The organism is Xanthomonas hortorum pv. pelargonii (assembly GCF_024499015.1).
In the GTDB taxonomy this organism is placed as follows: Bacteria; Pseudomonadota; Gammaproteobacteria; order Xanthomonadales; family Xanthomonadaceae; genus Xanthomonas; species Xanthomonas hortorum_B.
In genome coordinates, this window is the sequence record NZ_CP098604.1 from 2,527,784 (window position 1) to 2,545,106 (window position 17,323).

A 17,323-nucleotide genomic window follows, 5' to 3' on the forward strand; every position below is an offset into this window, starting at 1 on the left:
TTTAGGGGGCGGTGCTTAATTCCCCAAGCACATCGTCCACTTGCTCGGCCAGGTGTTGCAGGCAGTGCGCCCATTGCTGCAGTGGAATCGCCGGTGTACTCAACGTGCCTTCGTCGCGCGAGCGCGGTGTGGCTAGGGTGGAGAGCAGGCGCAGTTGATCGCGCACGCGCAGCAGCTGGTATTGCGTGCCTTCGGACATCCAGTAGCCGGGTTCGTCGCGCATGCCGCTCTCCGTGCCGTGAGGCAGCTCCCGCTGCACAACGCAGCGGGATGCCGGGAGGCTAGAAACCGCAGACAGCCGGCGGGCTTATTCCCCTTGCGGGTGTTGTATTCGCCGCCCTCCCGGCGTAGGAACGCCGAGCAGTGCCAGGCCAAATGGCCGAGCACAAAAAACCCACCGGCTTGACGGAGGTGGGCACCGCTGTCTGTGTGGAGTTTCTAGGCTCCGAGCGGAAGTGTGCGTGTGGCGGTGAGTTGGGTCAAGTTGAAGCGGTGCCCGGCGTGTAGATGTGGGGCTTTGCACGTAATTTTTTCGAATAGACGCGCGGCGGCAATGACGCACTAGTTACCAGTTGACACATCGCCAAACAGGTAGCAATCTCGGCTGCAAGGAGCCTAGAAACTCCTCAGACAGCGGTACCCACCTCCGTCAAGCCGGTGGGTTTTTTGTGCCTAAATTTTTTGTACGAGTGCAGCCGACGCGATGCCTATGTCGGGGTGCGGCTAATGCAAAGTTGTTTGGGAAAACAATTCAGAAGTCTGTCTGTGGTTTCTAGCCTCCCGACATCCCGTTGCGTTGTGCAACGGGGCCTGTTCGTCAAGGAGGGCTTTGCCATGCGTCGATCCACGTCCCGTTCCACATCAGCACGCAAGCGCGCCACGGAGCCGCCGCCCCGCGAGATCGGCTGGCACTCGCTCGACCCCTCGATCAAGCCGCGGCCCTACGTCGAGCGCACCCCCATCCCCCAACCCCGCACCGAACCCCGCCCCCCACGCCCCGGCCACCCGCGTGCCCCAACACACTGCACCGTGGGCTACGGTTATTACCCCGCCAGCGACCTACGCGTGCCAACGCTGCGCCTGCGTGGCCGCTGGCTGGAACAACTGGGCTTTGCCATCGGCAGCAAGCTGCACATCCGCCTGCGCGATGGCGAGCTGGTGGTGAGTGTGGCACCCACAGACTGACCGGCCCCACCGTGCGCGTGCCGCACCGCAGGTGCACGGCCACCCTTCAGGCGCGCTGCGCGCATGCCACGCCGCGTGCGCACGCGCCTCGCCGCCTCGCAGAGGATCACGCAATGCACCCGCATGCCGCCGTCTTTTGTCTCACGCTGGACCAGATCGACCAACTCGAGCGCCTGATGCGCACCATCGCCGCCCACGGCGACGTGATCGCCATGAGCGCCCCACAGTGCCTGCACGCACAGACGCTGCCAACCCTGGGCCAGGCCATCTTCGACGCCGCCAACGCGGTGCGCGCGATTCTTGAGCAGCGGGTGGAGCACACGGCTTGTGCGCCTTAGCGGCACATCACGAACAGCCGGGCAGATGCACCAAGCCCTCACGTCTGCCAACCTGAGCCACCTACCCACCCTGACACCGCTGCCATCCACCCGCAGTCGCAGACACCTGCTCCCACCCGTTACGCAGCCGCTGCATCGCCTGCCCGCCTACGGCAGCTGGGCGCGTGCTTTGCGAAGGGGTTCTTCTGCATTGCTGACCATCCGGGCGTAGCTTCGGATCCACAACCGCCCATTCGCGTTTGCTTGCGCAGTGCCGGGATTGGCTCTGATGTACTCGCCGCCCATGATTGAAGTAGTGGGAAAAATCGATGGGAAACTGTCTTTCAAACAATGTCAGTGGCACCCACACGCACGTGACCTACACGCAGCACGAACCCACGCCCCAGAGCACGCCGCAGCGGCCGGCCCCATCGACACCCTTGCCGAATCAGTCGCCATTGCAGGGGCTGCAGCCTCGCCCGTCGCGCCCGTCAACCCCATCACGGCCAACGTCACGGCCAACCCCATCGCGGCCAACGACGTCACAGCCAACGCGGCCACAGCGATCGGGCCTGGAAACTCGCATGCTGTTGAAGATGCAGGGGATGGCGCACACATTGCTCGATACCATTGGCCCCATTCTCAATAATGAAGCCCTCCATGCCGAGCATAAATCAGCACTCAAGTTGCTCACGCGCATGAGTGAGCGTGCACTCGGGAAAAGGGCGGTTGGCGGTAGCGACGATATTGCTGAAGAAATTAAGCAGATCCAGAACCGGATCGCGGCGCATTATGCGAACCCGGCGCAGCCGCGCGGCCTGGCGATGGCATCGAGCAATACGCAGGCCACCCCATGTTCAAACAGATGCGGCAACTCGCGGCGGATGTCGACCTCGAAATCCGGGTGGCCCAGGCAGGGGGCGATGAAAAGTTCTTGCAGTTCAGTGGGGGCCTGAGCCTCAATTCAGACTTGGTAGCGCAAGTTGCGAACCTGGTGTCCGGGGTCGAGGAGACCTACGACCCGCCCATGGAAGAGCATGGACGACGCATACAGAATCTTCTTAAAAAGCTTAAGGAGGGAGCGGCCCTGCCAGGGGGACTCCTTGACATTGTCAGGGCATTGCGCGAAGACCCGGTTGCATTGGCCGACGCACTGCACACGCTGGTCAGGCGATATCCGACATTGGGGAACAATCCGAACTGGAGGAAACCGGATTAAGCGCGGCTAGCAAAAGGTAGCGAGCAGTCGCCCGCATGAAGGCCGCGCAGTAGTTGTGCTAGCCGCTCTAAGCCAGCCGCGCGGTGGGCCAGCTTGTGGACGCCCGCCGCGCTGCGGTGGGTGAGTAATGGCAGGGCGATGCCGTACGCCCCTTGGCGGTGCATCACGACCAGCTGGGAACTGGCAGGATTCATTGCACTTACGTATTCGGTTAAGTTAGCAAGGCTTGTAGCGCGCGGCTCTTCGGATCACCAACAGCTTGGCGAGATGTTGTGGGAACATCCGTTTGAGGCGCGATTGAGAGCGAAAGCTCGATTATTAAAAAGCTGATTACTAGGTCGAGATATCCGAAAAATATGCTGAAAAATATGAAGTTCCCACTCCTGTACGTAGTTGAGCTGCTGCTATGGCTGCCGCTAATTGTCTCCTTTTATGCTACGTCCACGTTCCTCTCAGCCAAGCCCATCGCTGCTCTCGATCTTCAAGGTAAATCCCTACCAGCCGGCTGGGAGGCTGCAGTTCCGAGTCACGGGAAATTCTTGCAGGGCTATCTTATCTCCAATCATCCTGCCGCTTTCGGCTGTAGTGCAGTGATCATGGCTGGCTCGGCATTCTTGCTTTACCGCGTTAACCGGGCACAGGCAGTACAACGTGCCGCAGCTGATAGCCGTGGCAACCGCTCTCACCTCATCGCCAATGGTTTTGTTTTTGCAACGCTGGCGATGATCGGCTATGTGCTACTGACACGAGTTTTGGTCGGCGTCAGCGCGGTCTAGCTGCATCGGGATCAGGTCAGCGCCTTGCCGCCTACGTGCTCAAGGTTTGCCTTGAGCTGGTCTTCAACGGAACGAAACCCGTAGTGCACTTCGCCTTTGTGCGGGAATGTCCGTGCCTCCTGGCCAAGTGGGCATCTAGTGGGCGGGTTTTAGCCGTACGCCACTCCGCTTCGCTCCGGTGCTAGCAGTGGGGATTTCAGTGTTGATCAGGGCCGCCATCTATTGGCGTCTGTTCGCTTCGTTTAGAGCTAGCGGAGAATAGGGTCACTTACCCACCCTGACACCGCTGCCATCCACCCGCAGCGGCAGATACCTGCTCCCATCCATTGCGCAGCCGCTTCATCGCCTGCCCGCCCACGCACGCATAGCCCAGCTGCTTTGCCTCCGCCGTGCCCAAGCCCGGCAGCGCGATGATGGAATCCGATGGAGCGGGCCGCCCCTGCCGATGCGCTTCGTTACGCAACGTCATGTTCTCGATGCCTTGGCAGTAGCGCGCCATGCCCGGATGCGGGTGCGTGCGGTATTGGTCGCAATTGAACGGCGTGGTGTCGCGCGCCATGGAGTTGTATGGCTGCTGCGTGGGCGGGATGTATTTGCTGGCCGATTTGCCCGTGGCAGAGCGCATGCTCTGTGCCGGCACGCTTTGTCCGCATGCAAGTATGCATAGCGCTGTCAGTGCAAGCGCGACATGGCGCGCGATGGTGATCCTGTCCATGGTGTTCCCCCTGTACGCAAGATCCTAGCGCATGCGTTGCAGGCATAGGTGGCTCAGTCCGCTTGGTTTTGACGGCCATGCATACTCTCTGGCAGTCCGCGAACTATCTGGTCGGCACGTTCGAGCCAGGTTCGTTCATGCCGCGCGCCAGTTCTTGCTGCTGCACTAGCGCTCTTTCTTGCGCGATCGCTTGATTGGCCGCCAGCAACTTCTGGTCCGACTGTTCGACGGGGATATGGATCGCCTGATCGATCTCCACATGCGCGCGCTTATGCGCAGGATCGTCCATCCGGCCCTCCACTGCGAACACGTTGCCAGTCTTGCTCATCACCACATGGTCCACACGGCTGAGCGCGTTGCTGGCAAGCGCATAGTCTGTGACGTGCGGATGTGCCTCACTGTTGTCCTTGCATGCGGCCAGCAGGCTGCGGCTCACCCGTTCGCTCATATCGTCATAGGGCTTGCCTACACTCTCATCGATCTTGCGCACGCCACCGCGAATTTGCTCGAGCATGGCGTTGTCTGGGTGTGCAGGATCGTCCGGGCCGCGTGGTCCCGCTGCTGCAGGAGCGCCGGGTACCACCGGCACGTAGGTATGGTCGTGCGCCCGATTCACGCTGCCATCCTGGGTGTGGTCGAAATGGTGCAGCGAGGGTGGCGCGGTGCTGCTGTCATGATATGGAAACGGCGCCTTGTTCGGCCCTCGGTCCAGACCTTCGTTCTCGATTAAATGTTCTTTCAGGCCTAACGCTGCCATATCGATCGTCACCTGCGGCCGGGTACCTTGATGCAGCACGTTTGCGCGATCTTCTGCCTGAAGGATTTGCTCCACGGCCCATGTGCCGTAGTAATTGGCGTAGTCCGCAGTGGGTTGAAGTTGCCCCGCCTGACTGCGGTGCTCGCCAAGACTTACGGGGCGTTGGCCGGGTTGTGCATAGAGCTGCGAAGGGCGATCAAAGTAGTGCTGCCCCATTGCTGCGATGTTGCCGGTTGATTGAGAGAGACTGCCATCTTGGTTGAAGGAGAGGCCGGATTTCGGCACAGCTTTAAGCGAGCTCGACGTCTTATCCTGCTCAACGAAATCGAGCGTCCTATCGAGCTTAGTGGCAAGCATTACATCCATGCCGTTTGCATTTGGATTAGTTTGCTTCTCTCGACTCAATAAAGCATTCCATCCAGCAATTTCAGCTTTAGCCTCATCCTCTCGCCCTGCCTGTATGAAATCTTTAAGCTCATTGGTGTAATCGTGAGCCGGTCCCCGAGTTTTTGACTGGTTATCAACCTCAGTCAAGAACCTAGTGGTTGCTTGATTCTTAGACGTGTGTTTAAAGCTGTGCTGTATCTCATGCCCCAACACAAAAGTCATGTCTTGCGGATTAAATCTTCCTGATGGACTTGCGGGCGAAAATGATTGCAAGCCGATCGGTGGCAAGTTCATGATCTTGTTGTTGCCGTCATAAGTTCCGCCTGCTGCAACGCCGGGGCCGACAAATCCAAAACCTTCGAGATTCGCTCTTTTGGGATTATGCGTATCTGATACATCGATCGAAGTGGCAGATCTCTTGACCTCAGCCGCGAGAAAAGGAGACCTATTGATACTCGATTGCAAGTTGTTGAGCATGTCCTGTGTGACTGGATGACTGTTACGCGCCGAATCCTGATATGTGCTGTGCGCAAACGCGACAGACATCTGCTGGACCTGCAACGTGGCCTTCAGGTCGCTGCTTGCAGTTGCTCCAGAAGGTTGAAGGCTTGTTGCGGGAAGGGTGATGACCCCGCTTTGTATATCGTAAGTCCCGGCCAAATTTGGTGCGCTACTGGCAGCTTGTAAGGCAAATCCGCGTAGTTGACCCGACTGGGCCTGTCGGTCCAATTGGTTCAATAGCTTGGGGTCAGCCCTTAGCGCGTCGCGCAGCTGCGTAGTTTGATCGGGAGTAACGCCTTGTTGTGCGGAAAATTGAGAAAGCGCGGCTTCGAGCTGAGGGCTGTGATTGGCCATGAGAACTACTCCGTAGCGCGTTATCGACCGTTCAACGTACTGATGGATTTAACGCAAACCTTCCCCGCAGAACCTGCGACCACATTCTGTGGAATGATGGAGATAAGGATGTCTCCACCTGATCCGCCTTTCGCGAACTTCGCATAGCGCCAATTTTCCAGCTGCCCGATCGGGCCATACGTTGGAGATGCAACAAATCCCATGCTTTTAAGCGAACTGTCGTAATGATCGAAATCGAGGCTACAAATCGCTCCCATGTCAGAAAAGCGATCGGTGTCATGTTCAAATGAAAGTCCCACACCTCTCAATAAAGAAGGGGATTCTGGGACATAATCAAAAGCATAACGCCAACCACCACCCAGATCCGTACTCCATACCACTGCACCCAGTGCGCTAGGCGCAACTGAGACCGGAAAGCCCATAACGTCTTGAATGCGAGTTGGAGTTATATCTTCCCGCGAGTCTAGCCCGGCGATCAATTTCAAAATCGCTTGCCGACCTCTTCGGCACTAAGCGTGAGCTTGTTCGCGACATCGGCCTCGGACGTGTTCATTACAGTGAGCTCCTTTGGAGGCAATTTTGGAGAATCAGTCGGGGTGTGCGCACAAGCGCAGAGAGCTGTGCCGCACAGTGCAGTTAGCAAGAGCAGGGCGACTCGGGCGGAGCGCATTAGCAGGTCCTGATGGGTAGACTACGGGGTATACAATGCATCACTTTCGGTAAGCACGCCACATTACTCCCAGAGCATAATGGATCTATGCGTTCGGACTAGTTCATTGTCCCAAGTGATCGGACGCAAAGCCTTCCGTGCGTACCGACCACTTCATTCTGCAGAAGCATGGAGAGAGTTAGGTTCTTGCCATCATCTAATATTTTAGAAAAGCGCCAGCTCTGTAATTGGCTAATTTCTCCGTAGACTGGATAATCGGTAAATCCATTTACCTTTAGTGCTTCGCGATAATAGTCAAAATCGAGGCCACAAATGTTGGCCATGCTTGAGAATTCATCTTCGTCTTTGACGAACGATAGGCTGGCACCTTGTTTCAGACTTGCTGAGGCCGGATTGAAATCTAAGATGTAGTTCCAGCCATCTTTGAGCGGCTGGCCGTAGAAGTAGGCTTCGAGTTTTTCAGATGGATATGCAACATGTTTGAGATGGATACCGACGGCTGCTTGTATACGTTCAACGCTTAAGTCATTCCGCGATGTAAGCCCTTCAAACACTGTCAGGAACCGCTGGCCCACTTGCTCGGCGCTTAGCACCGGGTTGTCGTGGGCCTCGCCTTTGGGTGAGGCGTTGGCGGCACTCTGTGCGTTTGGCACTGGCACCGGGTTGCCCGAGATATGCGCACAGCCACACAGCCCCAGACCGCAAAGCACGGCCCCCAACCAACCGATTGCCTTCCCAATGTGCATCGCTGACTGACCCGTGGCTAGTCCAGTGAAGTTAGTTATGCTAACGCCGGCTGTCAACAAGCGTGTTCCTCAGGGGTGCATTGCTTGCCTGCAACATCGGTGTGATCCACAACGGCCCGGCCGACAACTCTCACTTTATTGCAGTCCTCGCCTGCACCTCGCGCTCGCGCCGCTGCGCTGACTCCAGCGCCTCAACAAACCCGGCATCGGCATCAACGCACGCGCTTGCCGTGCAGGCACCGATATCTTCGGCAATCTGGAAACCCTCACCAAGGCTGCTTGCATTGGCCCGCCAACCATGTCCCCGCGCGGCGCTGCGCAGCACCTGGCGCGAAGAAGCGAAGCTGCCGCCGCGGGTGATGAAGTAGTCGCCTTCCCTCGCAGTTGTCGCGCCAGGCGTTGCCATCGTTGGGGGCACCCTGGTAGTCGGGGTGCTGGCAGTCGGCCACCCGACCTCGTTTAAAGAGGCAACCGCCGCGCGATGTAGTTCACCACGTTCTCCATGGCATCGGGATCGGTGTTACTCAATCCCACTACCACATAGCCATTCGATGGCAGCACCACGAATGCAGTGTTTGCGCCCGGCGCACCGCCTTCGTGTACGAAAAGCCAACCAACTGGACACTCATCGGCGACGGAACTGGACACCGCCGCCAAATGAATTGGATGCGAGCGCCAGAAGCGCTGGACAGCGCCGCCAGCACTCACTTCCAGGACTTGGCTGCCTTCGTCTTTCGCATGGATTCACCCTTGAGCGCTAGTTTGTGGCTGCTGTGAATCAGTCGATCCATGATGGCATCAGCCAAAGCAGGGTCATGGATAAACGCATGCCAGTCCTGCACTGGCATCTGGCCAGCCACAATCGTGGCGCCAGAGCCGACACGGTCATCGAGTAATTCCAGTAGATCTGCACGTCCGCGGCTGCTCAGCGGCGTCAGGCCGAAATCATCCAAGATTAGTAGGCCGGTCCTGGCGAGTTGATTGCGAAGCTTGGCCAGTGAGCCGTCCGCATGCCCGACCTCCATGTCTTCCAACAGGCGGCCTACGCGCCGGTAGCCTACGGTGATCCCTTGGCGTGCAGCTTGTACGGCCAGGGCACATGCCAACCAGGTCTTTCCAGTACCTGTCTGTCCAGTGACCAAAACGTTTTGGCGGTGCTCAATCCAGCCACAGGTCAGCAAATCCGCGATCACCGATCGATCCAACCCGCGCCCAACACGATAGTCAATAGCCTCCGGTTCGGCGTAGACCTTGAGCTTGGCATTGCGAATCAGGCGCGTGAAGCGCTTGCTGTCGCGCTGACTCACCTCGGCGTCAACCAGATGGCCAAGGCGCTGATCGAAGCCGAGTGCTCCGTAGCTGGATTGGGCGAGCTGATGTTCGACGCCAGCCACCATGCCGGTCAATTTGAGCGTTCGTAGCTGATCAATCGTATGTTCCAAAGACATAATGTTCTCCCTGAATTATGAGTAGTAGTTAGCACCGCGCACGTTTTCGTGCGCCTGTGGAGCGTCATCGTTGCTTGCACTGTCATCGCAAGATGCGCTGCGATCCAGATGGCGCACCAGGATCGACTTCACCGAGCTGACGCTGTTGGCTTGGATGCGTACGGCCCGGTCACAGGCCGCCTGCAGCCTTTCGATCCCGTGTTCACGCGCAAGGCGTTGCAGCCCTCGACAGGCTTGCAGGGTCAGTGCCGGTCGGCGATGAGTCGCGCTATGTCGTTGCACGAACTTATGCAGGGCGCCTCCCTGCTGACGCGCCCATGTCATCAGTACATCCGGCGTGTCTTGTGCGTAAGCGCGATGAGCCGGGGGCTGGTGCTCCGGTGACGTGCTACATCCACCCACTTCGCCGCTGCGTGGATGCATAGCCACCCGCTTGTCGCGGTGGAAGACTGCCACGGCCTCCCGGGTGACCTTCAAGTTCACCTTTGCGCCAACCAATGTGTGAGGAACCGAATAAAAGTGTCCCTGCCAAGGGACGTGGTAATCCTGTCCCACAGGGACCTTAAGCTTCCACTCTGCGTACTCGTAGGGCATCTGCGGACACGGACGCAGCGCGGGGCCGTCCAGTTCCTCGAACAGTTGCTGACGGCTTTTTCCGCCGGACCCACGCATCGGACGAAGGTTCATGCGGTCCACCAGCTCGGCAATGGCGCGATTCAGTTCCTCCAGCGAGAAAAACACCCGATTGCGCAGTCGCGCCAGGATCCAACGCTGGGCCAGTTGCACCCCAATCTCCACCGGCGCCTTGTCCTTAGGTTTGCGCGGACGTGCCGGCAGCACCATGGTGTCGTAGTGCGCAGCAAACTCGGCGTAGGTCATGTTCAGCAGTGCCCCGTCCTGCCCGGAAACGGAGGTCACCGCCGCCTTGAGGTTATCCGGCACCAGATAGGTGGGCACGCCCGCAAAGAACTCCAGCGCCTTTGCATTGCAAGCGATCCAGTCAACCGATTTCTGGTTTGCGACGGCATAGACGAAGGTCTTGCGGCTGGCACCCATGACCGCCACGAAGAGCTCCACCGGGGTTGTTGCGCCGGTCATCTGATCAGTGATCGAAGGGCGCACTCCGGAGAAGTCCAGAAACAGCTGTTGTCCCGGTACACGCACCTGACGCATGACCAGTCCTCGCTTACGCGCATAGCGGCGGTAGCGGCGTCGGAACTCGGTCTCTGACATCGCCCCGGCTTCCAAGCCAAGGGCATATTCCTCATGCAATAGCGTGATCGTCATGCCGCGCCGCTGCAGCTCGGCGTGCACATACGACCAATCCGGTTCAACGAGCAACTTCTTCGCACTACTTTTGCCCGGATTCAATCGGCGCGCCAGCGCGACTTCGTCCATGCTCTCGATGTCATCCCACGATTGTGAGAGGGCTCGCAGGCGTTTGCGATAGCGGCCGACCGTGGTCGGCGAGCGATTCAACTTTTGACCAACCTGCCGATCGGTCAGGTCAGTGCGCAGCAGGCACCGGCACAGGTCTTTCAACGGATTCATGGCACTCCTTGCACCGCCTTCGTTCCAGGCACCAGCATCCGGGCCAGAACAGCGGCAAACGCATCCAGCGAGGTGTAGCCCAGTGCTTGGCGCAGATCATCCTGGCCGATCACCGGGCCGTAGTGGTGCAACAGATCCTGCTCCAGGACTTTGGCCAACGCGCCGATGTGTTCGTCACGCTCTGTCATGCCGCTAGCGTAACGATTGCACCGATAGTCGCCCAGAAGGAAACTGAGGGCTTCCGCGTTACTCTAAATTGCACCGCAATGAGTCGATAAGCCATTGATACAGATCAAGGACTACAAACTTGGCCGGGTAAAAGCGGTAGTTCGCTTAGCCGAATCGAACGCAAACCGTTCCGCTGAGAAGGCCTTGAACGTGCTGAAGGTTGGCTTATGGTTCGAGGGGCTGCGGGCGCGTATGGGCCGTCCGACGGCCTATCGCCTGGGTCAGGTTTTGCAGCCCGGCACCTACCTCAAGGGCGAGCACCATCACAATTTGTGGGCCAAGTACGCCCTGGGTAAGCACGTCCCCGGCGCCGAAACTCTCCGCACCACAGAAGCAGCCATGGCAGGCTCCAGTGAAATCCTCATGGCAGCAGCTTGGGACGCGCTGGACATCTCCCGCCCTGTTGGGGTAAGTGCCGACACGCTGCTAAAGCGGTTGGGACCCGGGATCCAGATGGCGATCTTCGATCAGCAGGCGTTGGAGCGCGGGCGCTATGTGCGGCGTAAAGCAACGCGCCAAGTGACTCGACGCCTGGAGGGACAAGCGGGCCTGGATAGCCTAGCCGCGCTCGTCGTATTGCTTCGAGAAGCGCATGAAGCAGGAAATCAAGGGCGGGCTTTTGAACTCGGGCGTTCGCTGCACGCCAGCCTGTTCCTGGCCACGATTGAGGGTCCGCTGTGGGAGATCGCAGAGGAGCTGTTCGCCTACTTCATCTGCTTCATTTTTCCGTTGGCAGAAGACAAGGAGCTTGCGTTTGATCTGCATCCAAGGATCATGCAGAGGCAGGCTTTCTGCTTCTCCCGCGTCGTACTGCAGCTAGAGGACGCTGGATGGGATGGCTATCTCCCGGGCGGGCATACCCGGCAGCTGCGTCGGTTGCTGACGATTGATTTTGGTTTCGATCTGTTCTTTGGGCTCGGACCACGCTTTCGGCTGACTCAGCCGGTCGAACAATCCAGCGAGAACGCCAGGCGATGGGTCGCAGAGCAAGACATTGCATGGGAGTGGGGACTGAGGACGCTTCACGCCGGCAGGCGCGAGCGCCTGATGCCGGATGAGGTGAGAGATCGAATTGCCGCTTCGGGCGCCTGAACTTCCTTCGCTTTGACATGAACACTCCTCACGGCCTCAATCGGCCTTCTCGTAAGCGCCCGTGCAATCGGGTATTGAACCCCTCTGCTCCAAGACTTCGCACCGAAGTGTTCGATTACATCGAGATGTAATACAAGCCGATCGAGGGTCGGCAGGGATCCGTATAAAAAAAGCAAAAAGTAAGCTAAATTTTTGTCAGAAAAGGATTATTTCAAGAATTCCTGCCGGCCCTCGGGAACAGCTGCGGCCACTGCACTCCGTTGGCGAACAGGAAAAGACCATCGCAGCAGTGCAACGCCAGGAGGCTGATGCTCAGCCTGTTGGGGAAGTTATGGGTCATCCTCCGCGTCAATGCCTTCGTCGTCCCAGCCAGAACTTCGGTGAGGCGAAACGAGTCGGTGCGCTCCCCCGGGCAAACTTGCTTCTACAGTCACTGCAGAAGATCGACATGGGACTATGCAATTCAAAGCCGAGCGTGGCAGGGTCACCTGCGCGTTATGCAACCCCACCACAGAGCAGGCCACGCCATCTGAGTCGCCGTCGCCATCGCGCAGGGATTCGCCTTCTTCTTCGACCAGTGCACTGCGCGAGGCTTTACCTTCCCCACCGCGTCGCTCCGCTTCTCTCGAACCGCAGGGCTCACCCAGTTGGCAAGGGGCAGGATGGTCCGGCCATGAAGGTTTTAGCGGTTGGTCAGAATACCAGGGCAACTTGCATGACTCAGCCCATGAGTGGCAGGGCGTATCGACCGGCGAGTATCCGATCGCTCCTGCCGATATGTGGTCTCAGCCCGCCTGGAACCCTTATGCCAGCTTTGACACTGGCGCAGCTTCTTCGCACCATCAGGCACTCCAAAAACGGGCGCAAGAGTGGGTGCACCTCACCACCACTACCTTGCAACACGATGGTAAGGACCCGCGACTCGAGCAGGCTATCAAGGATCTTTTCCTGATATTCGCGGATTCCCAACGTTCCGGCAGACCATGGAGACCGTCCAGAAGGAAGGCAAGGTAGGGATTCGCGTTGATCCCGAAGTGTCCACAGCGTATTTCCATAGGCAACAGCGGGTAGTGGTGCTGGGAGAGATGATGGCGCGCGACCCCACCATTGCAATGGGCGTTCTTGCCTTTGAATTGAGCAACGCTTCGCTGGATCGCGCATTCGAAGAATGCGAGCGCAATGCAGACATCGCCCAGCTTTCCCCCCGCGAATTCGCGGAAAGCTTTGAAAAGGTTGAATACAACTCAACTCGCAACGTTCAGGCTTATTATATGGAAGCGCACGAAACGCTGCGTCGGGTTGGTCTCGACAACCCCAACGCATGGCAGTGCATGGTTACAGCCCAGGGGCATATCGAGCCTAGTACCCGGTCGGAGGACGATGCAGTGGCAAATTCATTGGCTACCGGTCATTTTGGTCGGTATGAGCAAGAGTACGCGAAACGAAATATGTGATCGCTGCATCTGCCATGCTAGGCCAGCATGCACGAGGGCATCTACATCCTCAATGACTGCGCGATGCTTTACTTCCCTCCGCGTCACGCCGCTTCTCCCGAACCGCAGGTCTCACCCAATTGGCAATGGGCAGGACGGTCCGGCCATGAGGGTTTTGGCGGCCGGCAAGAATACCTGGGCGACTGTCATGGTTTGGTCCCTGATGGGCATGGCGCGCTGACTTGTGCGTCCCCGGCCGCTCCAGTCGATACGTGGTCGCCTCTAGCCGAGCGTGAGCAGATTTTTTGTGTAACCGGATTTTGGTTACAGCGGAGGGATCCGCCCCTCGAACTGGATCGTAAAGCGGTTCAATGCGGCCTTCCAATCGCGGATCAGCTGCGGGCGCGTCGCCATCGTCCGCGCTCGCCGCCCCGCCGCGGCGGACACTTCCGCCATCCCGGAATGTTTGGCCCAATGCTCGCGTCCCGCCGTGTCGGCAGCCTCCGCCGAGCCCTGAGCGCAGACGCCGGCTTCAGGCTGAACCACCGCCGACACGCGACGCCGATTCGCACGCGAGCGCGCTCGACGCCTTCTTCCTCGCAAGGACTCCATCATGCAAATCAAAACCGCAAGCCCTGGCCCTAACGCGCATCCGCACGACCCGGTTGCGGGCGACGGATCGTCACCCGCCGACCGCAGCATCGAGATCGAAGCGGGACACGGCAGCGGCACTCTGTTGCCCACGGACGGCACGCAAGCACGCGCGTGCCCGAGACCGGCTTCGGAAACCACGATGTGCCTCGCGGACCTGCTGTCGATATCCAGGCAGCGGCCTTCGAGGCCCGAAATCATACCGGCCATTGTGCAAGCCGGGGACGATGAAGGCGTCCCGGATGCGCTTCCGCAACCGGCCCGTTCCGGGGCGAGCCAGCCGCGCCTGGCCAATCCCGGCGAAGCGAGGGACGTCGAGAGCGGGTTGCTCATGCGCGATTGCTCGTCGCGGATCGCCGCCTTCCTGGGCAACCTGTCGGTCGTCCAGGAGCTTCGGCAGTTCGATGACAGCGAGTTCGTGGGCAAGCTGCGTAACGAACTGGTCACCGAGCCCGGATGTCGAGAGCCGAAGACGCTGCTGGCCGCCATGGGCGAGAAGGTCGATGAACTGCGGTCGCACCTGGACAAGCAGGCGTCGACGCCAGAGGAGGCGGAGTTCCTGGCCGAGGCCCGGCGCTATCTCGAGCCGGTCATGACCAGCTTAGAGACCGACATCCACACCTTGCAGCACGACGCGAGTGCCGCAAAGCGGATATATCAGGGAGCGCTGACCCTTCTGCTGTACCCCTTGCCGCTCGCCACACTGTTTACCCAGAAGACTGGCACCTACGCTGCGTTCAACATTGCTTCCTACACTTACACGGCGATACAACTGGTCTCGCTTATGCGACGCCCGACAACGGACGCCAAGCTGTTCATGAAGCACGCCATCAACCGGCACAGCCTCGTCTTCTTCATCTCGCTGGTCTATGCCGTACCCACCTTCTACGCCAAGGCCTCGCCGCTGCAGCGCAACGCCGGCTTCGTCGCCGGCGCGGCGGTGGCGCAAGGGACGATGATGTTCGGCCTGCGGCTGGGGCAGGACCTGATGGACTCGATGCGGCTGCGCTTCAACGGCGCCTTCAACCGCAGGCGTGATCTTCCCGACGGCTTCAGGGACGCCATTGAGGGAGTCGTGGGCGATCTGCGCGCGGGTCTGAACAACGTCAACCGCTCCGTCGGCGAATTCCAGCAGGACCGGCGGATCACGCCGCACATGGATCGGCAGCTCACCTTCTTCAAGCAGGACCTGTCCAGAATCGTGACGGGCCTTGAGCGGCTCGTAGCGACCGGGACGCGGCAGGAGAGCCCGGTCGCCGCAAGCGATAACCCACCAGGCCCCCTAGAGGCGGTGCGCCGGACCCTGGACGCATCGTTCGCAAACAACCCCGACCTGAAGGGAAAGCTCGCGCTGGCGACCGTAGCCTTCGCCGTCCTCGGATCAAACATCGCCCTGATGCGCAACAACGGGCTTGGCCCTACCTGACTTCATCGCCGATGCGGTCGTCTCGTCGACGTTCCTGCTCCGTGAAGCGCTGAGCCCGCACGTCACGCACGCGGGGATGAACGACAGCGTGAGCGACACCGTCGGCGGTATGACGATCGGCCTGCCCTTCTCCGTAGCCGCTGTGATGAGCAGCTACATGGACGACCCAGGGCCAACCCATCGGGCTTCATAGCCGGGACCGTCGGCTACACGGCGGCCTACCTGCTCTTCGGCCGGGTGGCCGGCGACGTCCTGTCCAAGGGCCTCATGGCGACGAGCGGAGCGCTCGGCTGGGGCCAACAGCAGGCGATCCGACTCGGCCGGAGCGCGATGGCCTTGGGTTTCGAACTGGTCGCCGGGCACCGCTCGCCGGCTGCAACGGATGTGCACGACGTAGCCGGGGTCGAGATGGCGGGTGTGCCGCATGAGCCGCTGTTCTTCAGCCCCTCACAGCGGGCGTCCGCCGAACGCACCCTGGTCGGCACGCTTGAGCAGATCGGCGACGAGTGGCACGACGCGCGCGACGAATGGGGAGGCGAATCGGAGGGGACGGCGGGTAGGGACGACCCCTGGGTCGACGCACCGGCGCAGCTGCCCATGCAGCCGGCGCCTCAGTCGGAATAAGCAGCCCTGCACGCGTATGGGGTCGGGCGGGATTCCTGAGCGGGAGGGTCGGTAGGGATTCGTGTAAGAAACCTTTACTGAAAGCGAGTTAGCTCACTTTTGGTTGTTTTGTACGCGAATCCTTGCCAAGCCTTTATAGAGGCTCGAGAATCCCGCGCGTCAATGCTTCGTCGTCCCAGCTATGACTTCGGTGAGCCAGCGCGAATCGGAGAGCTTCTCGCCAAACTTGCTCCGACAATCACTGTAGGAGATCAACATGGGTCTATGCGTTTCAAAGCCGAGCGTGGCAGGCTCACCTGAGCATTATTCAGCCCACGGCACAGAGCAGGCCACGCCCTCTACGCCTTCATCTCCCGAGGCGCCCATGTCAGCCGGCCTGTATGGCTTGGCGTCACTCGGGTCTCCCAGAGCGAGCTCGAGCCGTCGTCCATTAAGTCCCCTGGTGGAGTTGAACACCAGCGATCTGGTAAAGCAAAAAAAGCGACTTTGGCAGCGGATCCAACACGATGGGCCGCAGTTCCGAACCACACATGAAGAGCGGAAGCAGTTCAAGACTGCGTTCATAACTCTACCGAGCGAAAAATCCCGCCAACAAAGGCAGCAGCGGTGGAATGAAATGAAGCAAAGAATGGCAGAGATGCAGAGGATTCACCCAGAACTCGAACACATGGCAACCGAGGATCTTGTGGCGCTGCAGGCATGGACAGCGGATGACGCTTACCAAGTGGTACAGAATGTTTTGGAGGAATGTGAGCCCCTACTGCACATGGCCTTGCTTTTGCAAAATGCATCATTTCGGCACTGCACTCCCTTCCCGAAGAATATTCATATCGAGGGACTGTCTTTACCGGTGAAGATCAGTTGACGAAATGGGTGGCCGAGCGCTACCAGAAGGGACGCGAAACCACGGATCGTCGATTTTTGCCACCTCCGAAACCAAGGAAGCATCCTGGCTAGGAATGTCAGTCGAGTGGGAAAGCAATTCAGTAAATGGGAAGCGCATCTCCATGTTTTCAGAGCACCCGAATGAGCAGGAAGTTCTCTTCCCTCCGGGTACCCGCTTCTTGGTAAATCACATTGAGGAGGTTGGGACGCATCCCCGCCTGAAGATTTATCAAAACCAGATCACGTAGGCATCCTGAATCGCCCTGGAGAAGGATTTACCAGAAGTACGGATGTGGGCGGTGTGGATGGTATTCGAGCGAACTGAACTTCGCAGCAACAGGCTGCTGAAGAATCATCT

General features: G+C 59.2%; 15 protein-coding genes and 4 pseudogenes. 9 read left to right on the forward strand and 10 right to left on the reverse strand.

Going from position 1 to position 17,323, the window contains the following annotated elements:
- Nucleotide 1 precedes the first annotated feature (1 nt).
- Nucleotides 2-223, reverse strand: coding sequence for an XAC0095 family protein (locus tag NDY25_RS11045; protein ID WP_168959153.1), 222 nt, complete (start codon nt 221-223; stop codon nt 2-4).
- Between the two features lie 611 nt (nt 224-834).
- Here NDY25_RS11045 and NDY25_RS11050 point away from each other — a divergent pair.
- The 4 genes from NDY25_RS11050 to NDY25_RS11065 all read left to right on the forward strand — a co-directional run bounded on the left by NDY25_RS11050 (nt 835) and on the right by NDY25_RS11065 (nt 3,497).
- A complete protein-coding gene (locus tag NDY25_RS11050; protein ID WP_168959154.1) occupies nt 835-1,185 on the forward strand; it encodes a SymE family type I addiction module toxin in 351 nt (116 codons plus the stop codon).
- A 113-nt stretch (nt 1,186-1,298) separates the two neighbouring features.
- Nucleotides 1,299-1,523, forward strand: a complete 225-nt coding sequence (locus NDY25_RS11055) for a hypothetical protein (protein WP_168959155.1) — start codon at nt 1,299-1,301, stop codon at nt 1,521-1,523.
- 563 nt (nt 1,524-2,086) lie between these two features.
- Entirely contained in the window at nt 2,087-2,458 is a 372-nt protein-coding gene (locus tag NDY25_RS11060; RefSeq protein ID WP_256627945.1) for a hypothetical protein, read from the forward strand.
- A 631-nt stretch (nt 2,459-3,089) separates the two neighbouring features.
- Nucleotides 3,090-3,497: a hypothetical protein gene (locus NDY25_RS11065; RefSeq protein ID WP_256627946.1), complete on the forward strand. Its 408-nt coding sequence runs from the start codon at nt 3,090-3,092 to the stop codon at nt 3,495-3,497.
- A gap of 268 nt (nt 3,498-3,765) precedes the next feature.
- On the opposite strand, the gene NDY25_RS11070 is transcribed toward NDY25_RS11065, so the two are convergent.
- The 9 genes and pseudogenes from NDY25_RS11070 to NDY25_RS11110 all read right to left on the reverse strand — a co-directional run bounded on the left by NDY25_RS11070 (nt 3,766) and on the right by NDY25_RS11110 (nt 10,814).
- Nucleotides 3,766-4,212: a hypothetical protein gene (locus tag NDY25_RS11070; RefSeq protein WP_168959158.1), complete on the reverse strand. Its 447-nt coding sequence runs from the start codon at nt 4,210-4,212 to the stop codon at nt 3,766-3,768.
- A gap of 103 nt (nt 4,213-4,315) precedes the next feature.
- On the reverse strand, nt 4,316-6,211 hold the full coding sequence (locus tag NDY25_RS11075) for an XVIPCD domain-containing protein (RefSeq protein ID WP_168959159.1): 1,896 nt from the start codon (nt 6,209-6,211) through the stop codon (nt 4,316-4,318).
- A 20-nt stretch (nt 6,212-6,231) separates the two neighbouring features.
- Nucleotides 6,232-6,881 (reverse strand): annotated as a pseudogene (locus NDY25_RS11080) (hypothetical protein).
- A gap of 98 nt (nt 6,882-6,979) precedes the next feature.
- Complete coding sequence (locus NDY25_RS11085; protein WP_233366649.1) at nt 6,980-7,687, reverse strand: hypothetical protein; 708 nt, start codon at nt 7,685-7,687, stop codon at nt 6,980-6,982.
- Nucleotides 7,688-7,757: 70 nt separating this feature from the next.
- Nucleotides 7,758-8,033, reverse strand: coding sequence for a hypothetical protein (locus NDY25_RS11090; protein ID WP_256627948.1), 276 nt, complete (start codon nt 8,031-8,033; stop codon nt 7,758-7,760).
- Between the two features lie 53 nt (nt 8,034-8,086).
- Nucleotides 8,087-8,227, reverse strand: a pseudogene (locus NDY25_RS23160) (serine hydrolase domain-containing protein); the annotation flags it as partial.
- Between the two features lie 104 nt (nt 8,228-8,331).
- Nucleotides 8,332-9,075, reverse strand: coding sequence for an IS21-like element helper ATPase IstB (gene istB, locus NDY25_RS11100; protein WP_011347650.1), 744 nt, complete (start codon nt 9,073-9,075; stop codon nt 8,332-8,334).
- Nucleotides 9,076-9,090: 15 nt separating this feature from the next.
- Complete coding sequence (gene istA / locus NDY25_RS11105; protein ID WP_168959161.1) at nt 9,091-10,626, reverse strand: IS21 family transposase; 1,536 nt, start codon at nt 10,624-10,626, stop codon at nt 9,091-9,093.
- Entirely contained in the window at nt 10,623-10,814 is a 192-nt protein-coding gene (locus NDY25_RS11110; protein WP_168959162.1) for a hypothetical protein, read from the reverse strand. The genes istA and NDY25_RS11110 overlap by 4 nt, the downstream gene beginning before the upstream one ends.
- A 94-nt stretch (nt 10,815-10,908) precedes the next feature.
- On the opposite strand from NDY25_RS11110, the gene NDY25_RS11115 reads away from it, so the two are divergent.
- The 5 genes and pseudogenes from NDY25_RS11115 (at nt 10,909) to NDY25_RS11130 (ending at nt 16,945) form a co-directional block, all read left to right on the forward strand.
- Nucleotides 10,909-11,946 (forward strand): hypothetical protein, encoded by a 1,038-nt coding sequence (locus NDY25_RS11115; protein ID WP_168959163.1) that lies wholly within the window; start codon nt 10,909-10,911, stop codon nt 11,944-11,946.
- 983 nt (nt 11,947-12,929) lie between these two features.
- A complete protein-coding gene (locus tag NDY25_RS11120; RefSeq protein ID WP_256627949.1) occupies nt 12,930-13,400 on the forward strand; it encodes a hypothetical protein in 471 nt (156 codons plus the stop codon).
- Between the two features lie 592 nt (nt 13,401-13,992).
- Nucleotides 13,993-16,080, forward strand: a pseudogene (gene xopAA / locus NDY25_RS11125) (type III secretion system effector XopAA).
- A gap of 256 nt (nt 16,081-16,336) precedes the next feature.
- Nucleotides 16,337-16,507: pseudogene (locus tag NDY25_RS23165) on the forward strand (type III secretion system effector XopAI); the annotation flags it as partial.
- 15 nt (nt 16,508-16,522) lie between these two features.
- On the forward strand, nt 16,523-16,945 hold the full coding sequence (locus tag NDY25_RS11130; RefSeq protein ID WP_256628028.1) for a hypothetical protein: 423 nt from the start codon (nt 16,523-16,525) through the stop codon (nt 16,943-16,945).
- The last annotated feature ends 378 nt before the right edge of the window (nt 16,946-17,323 follow it).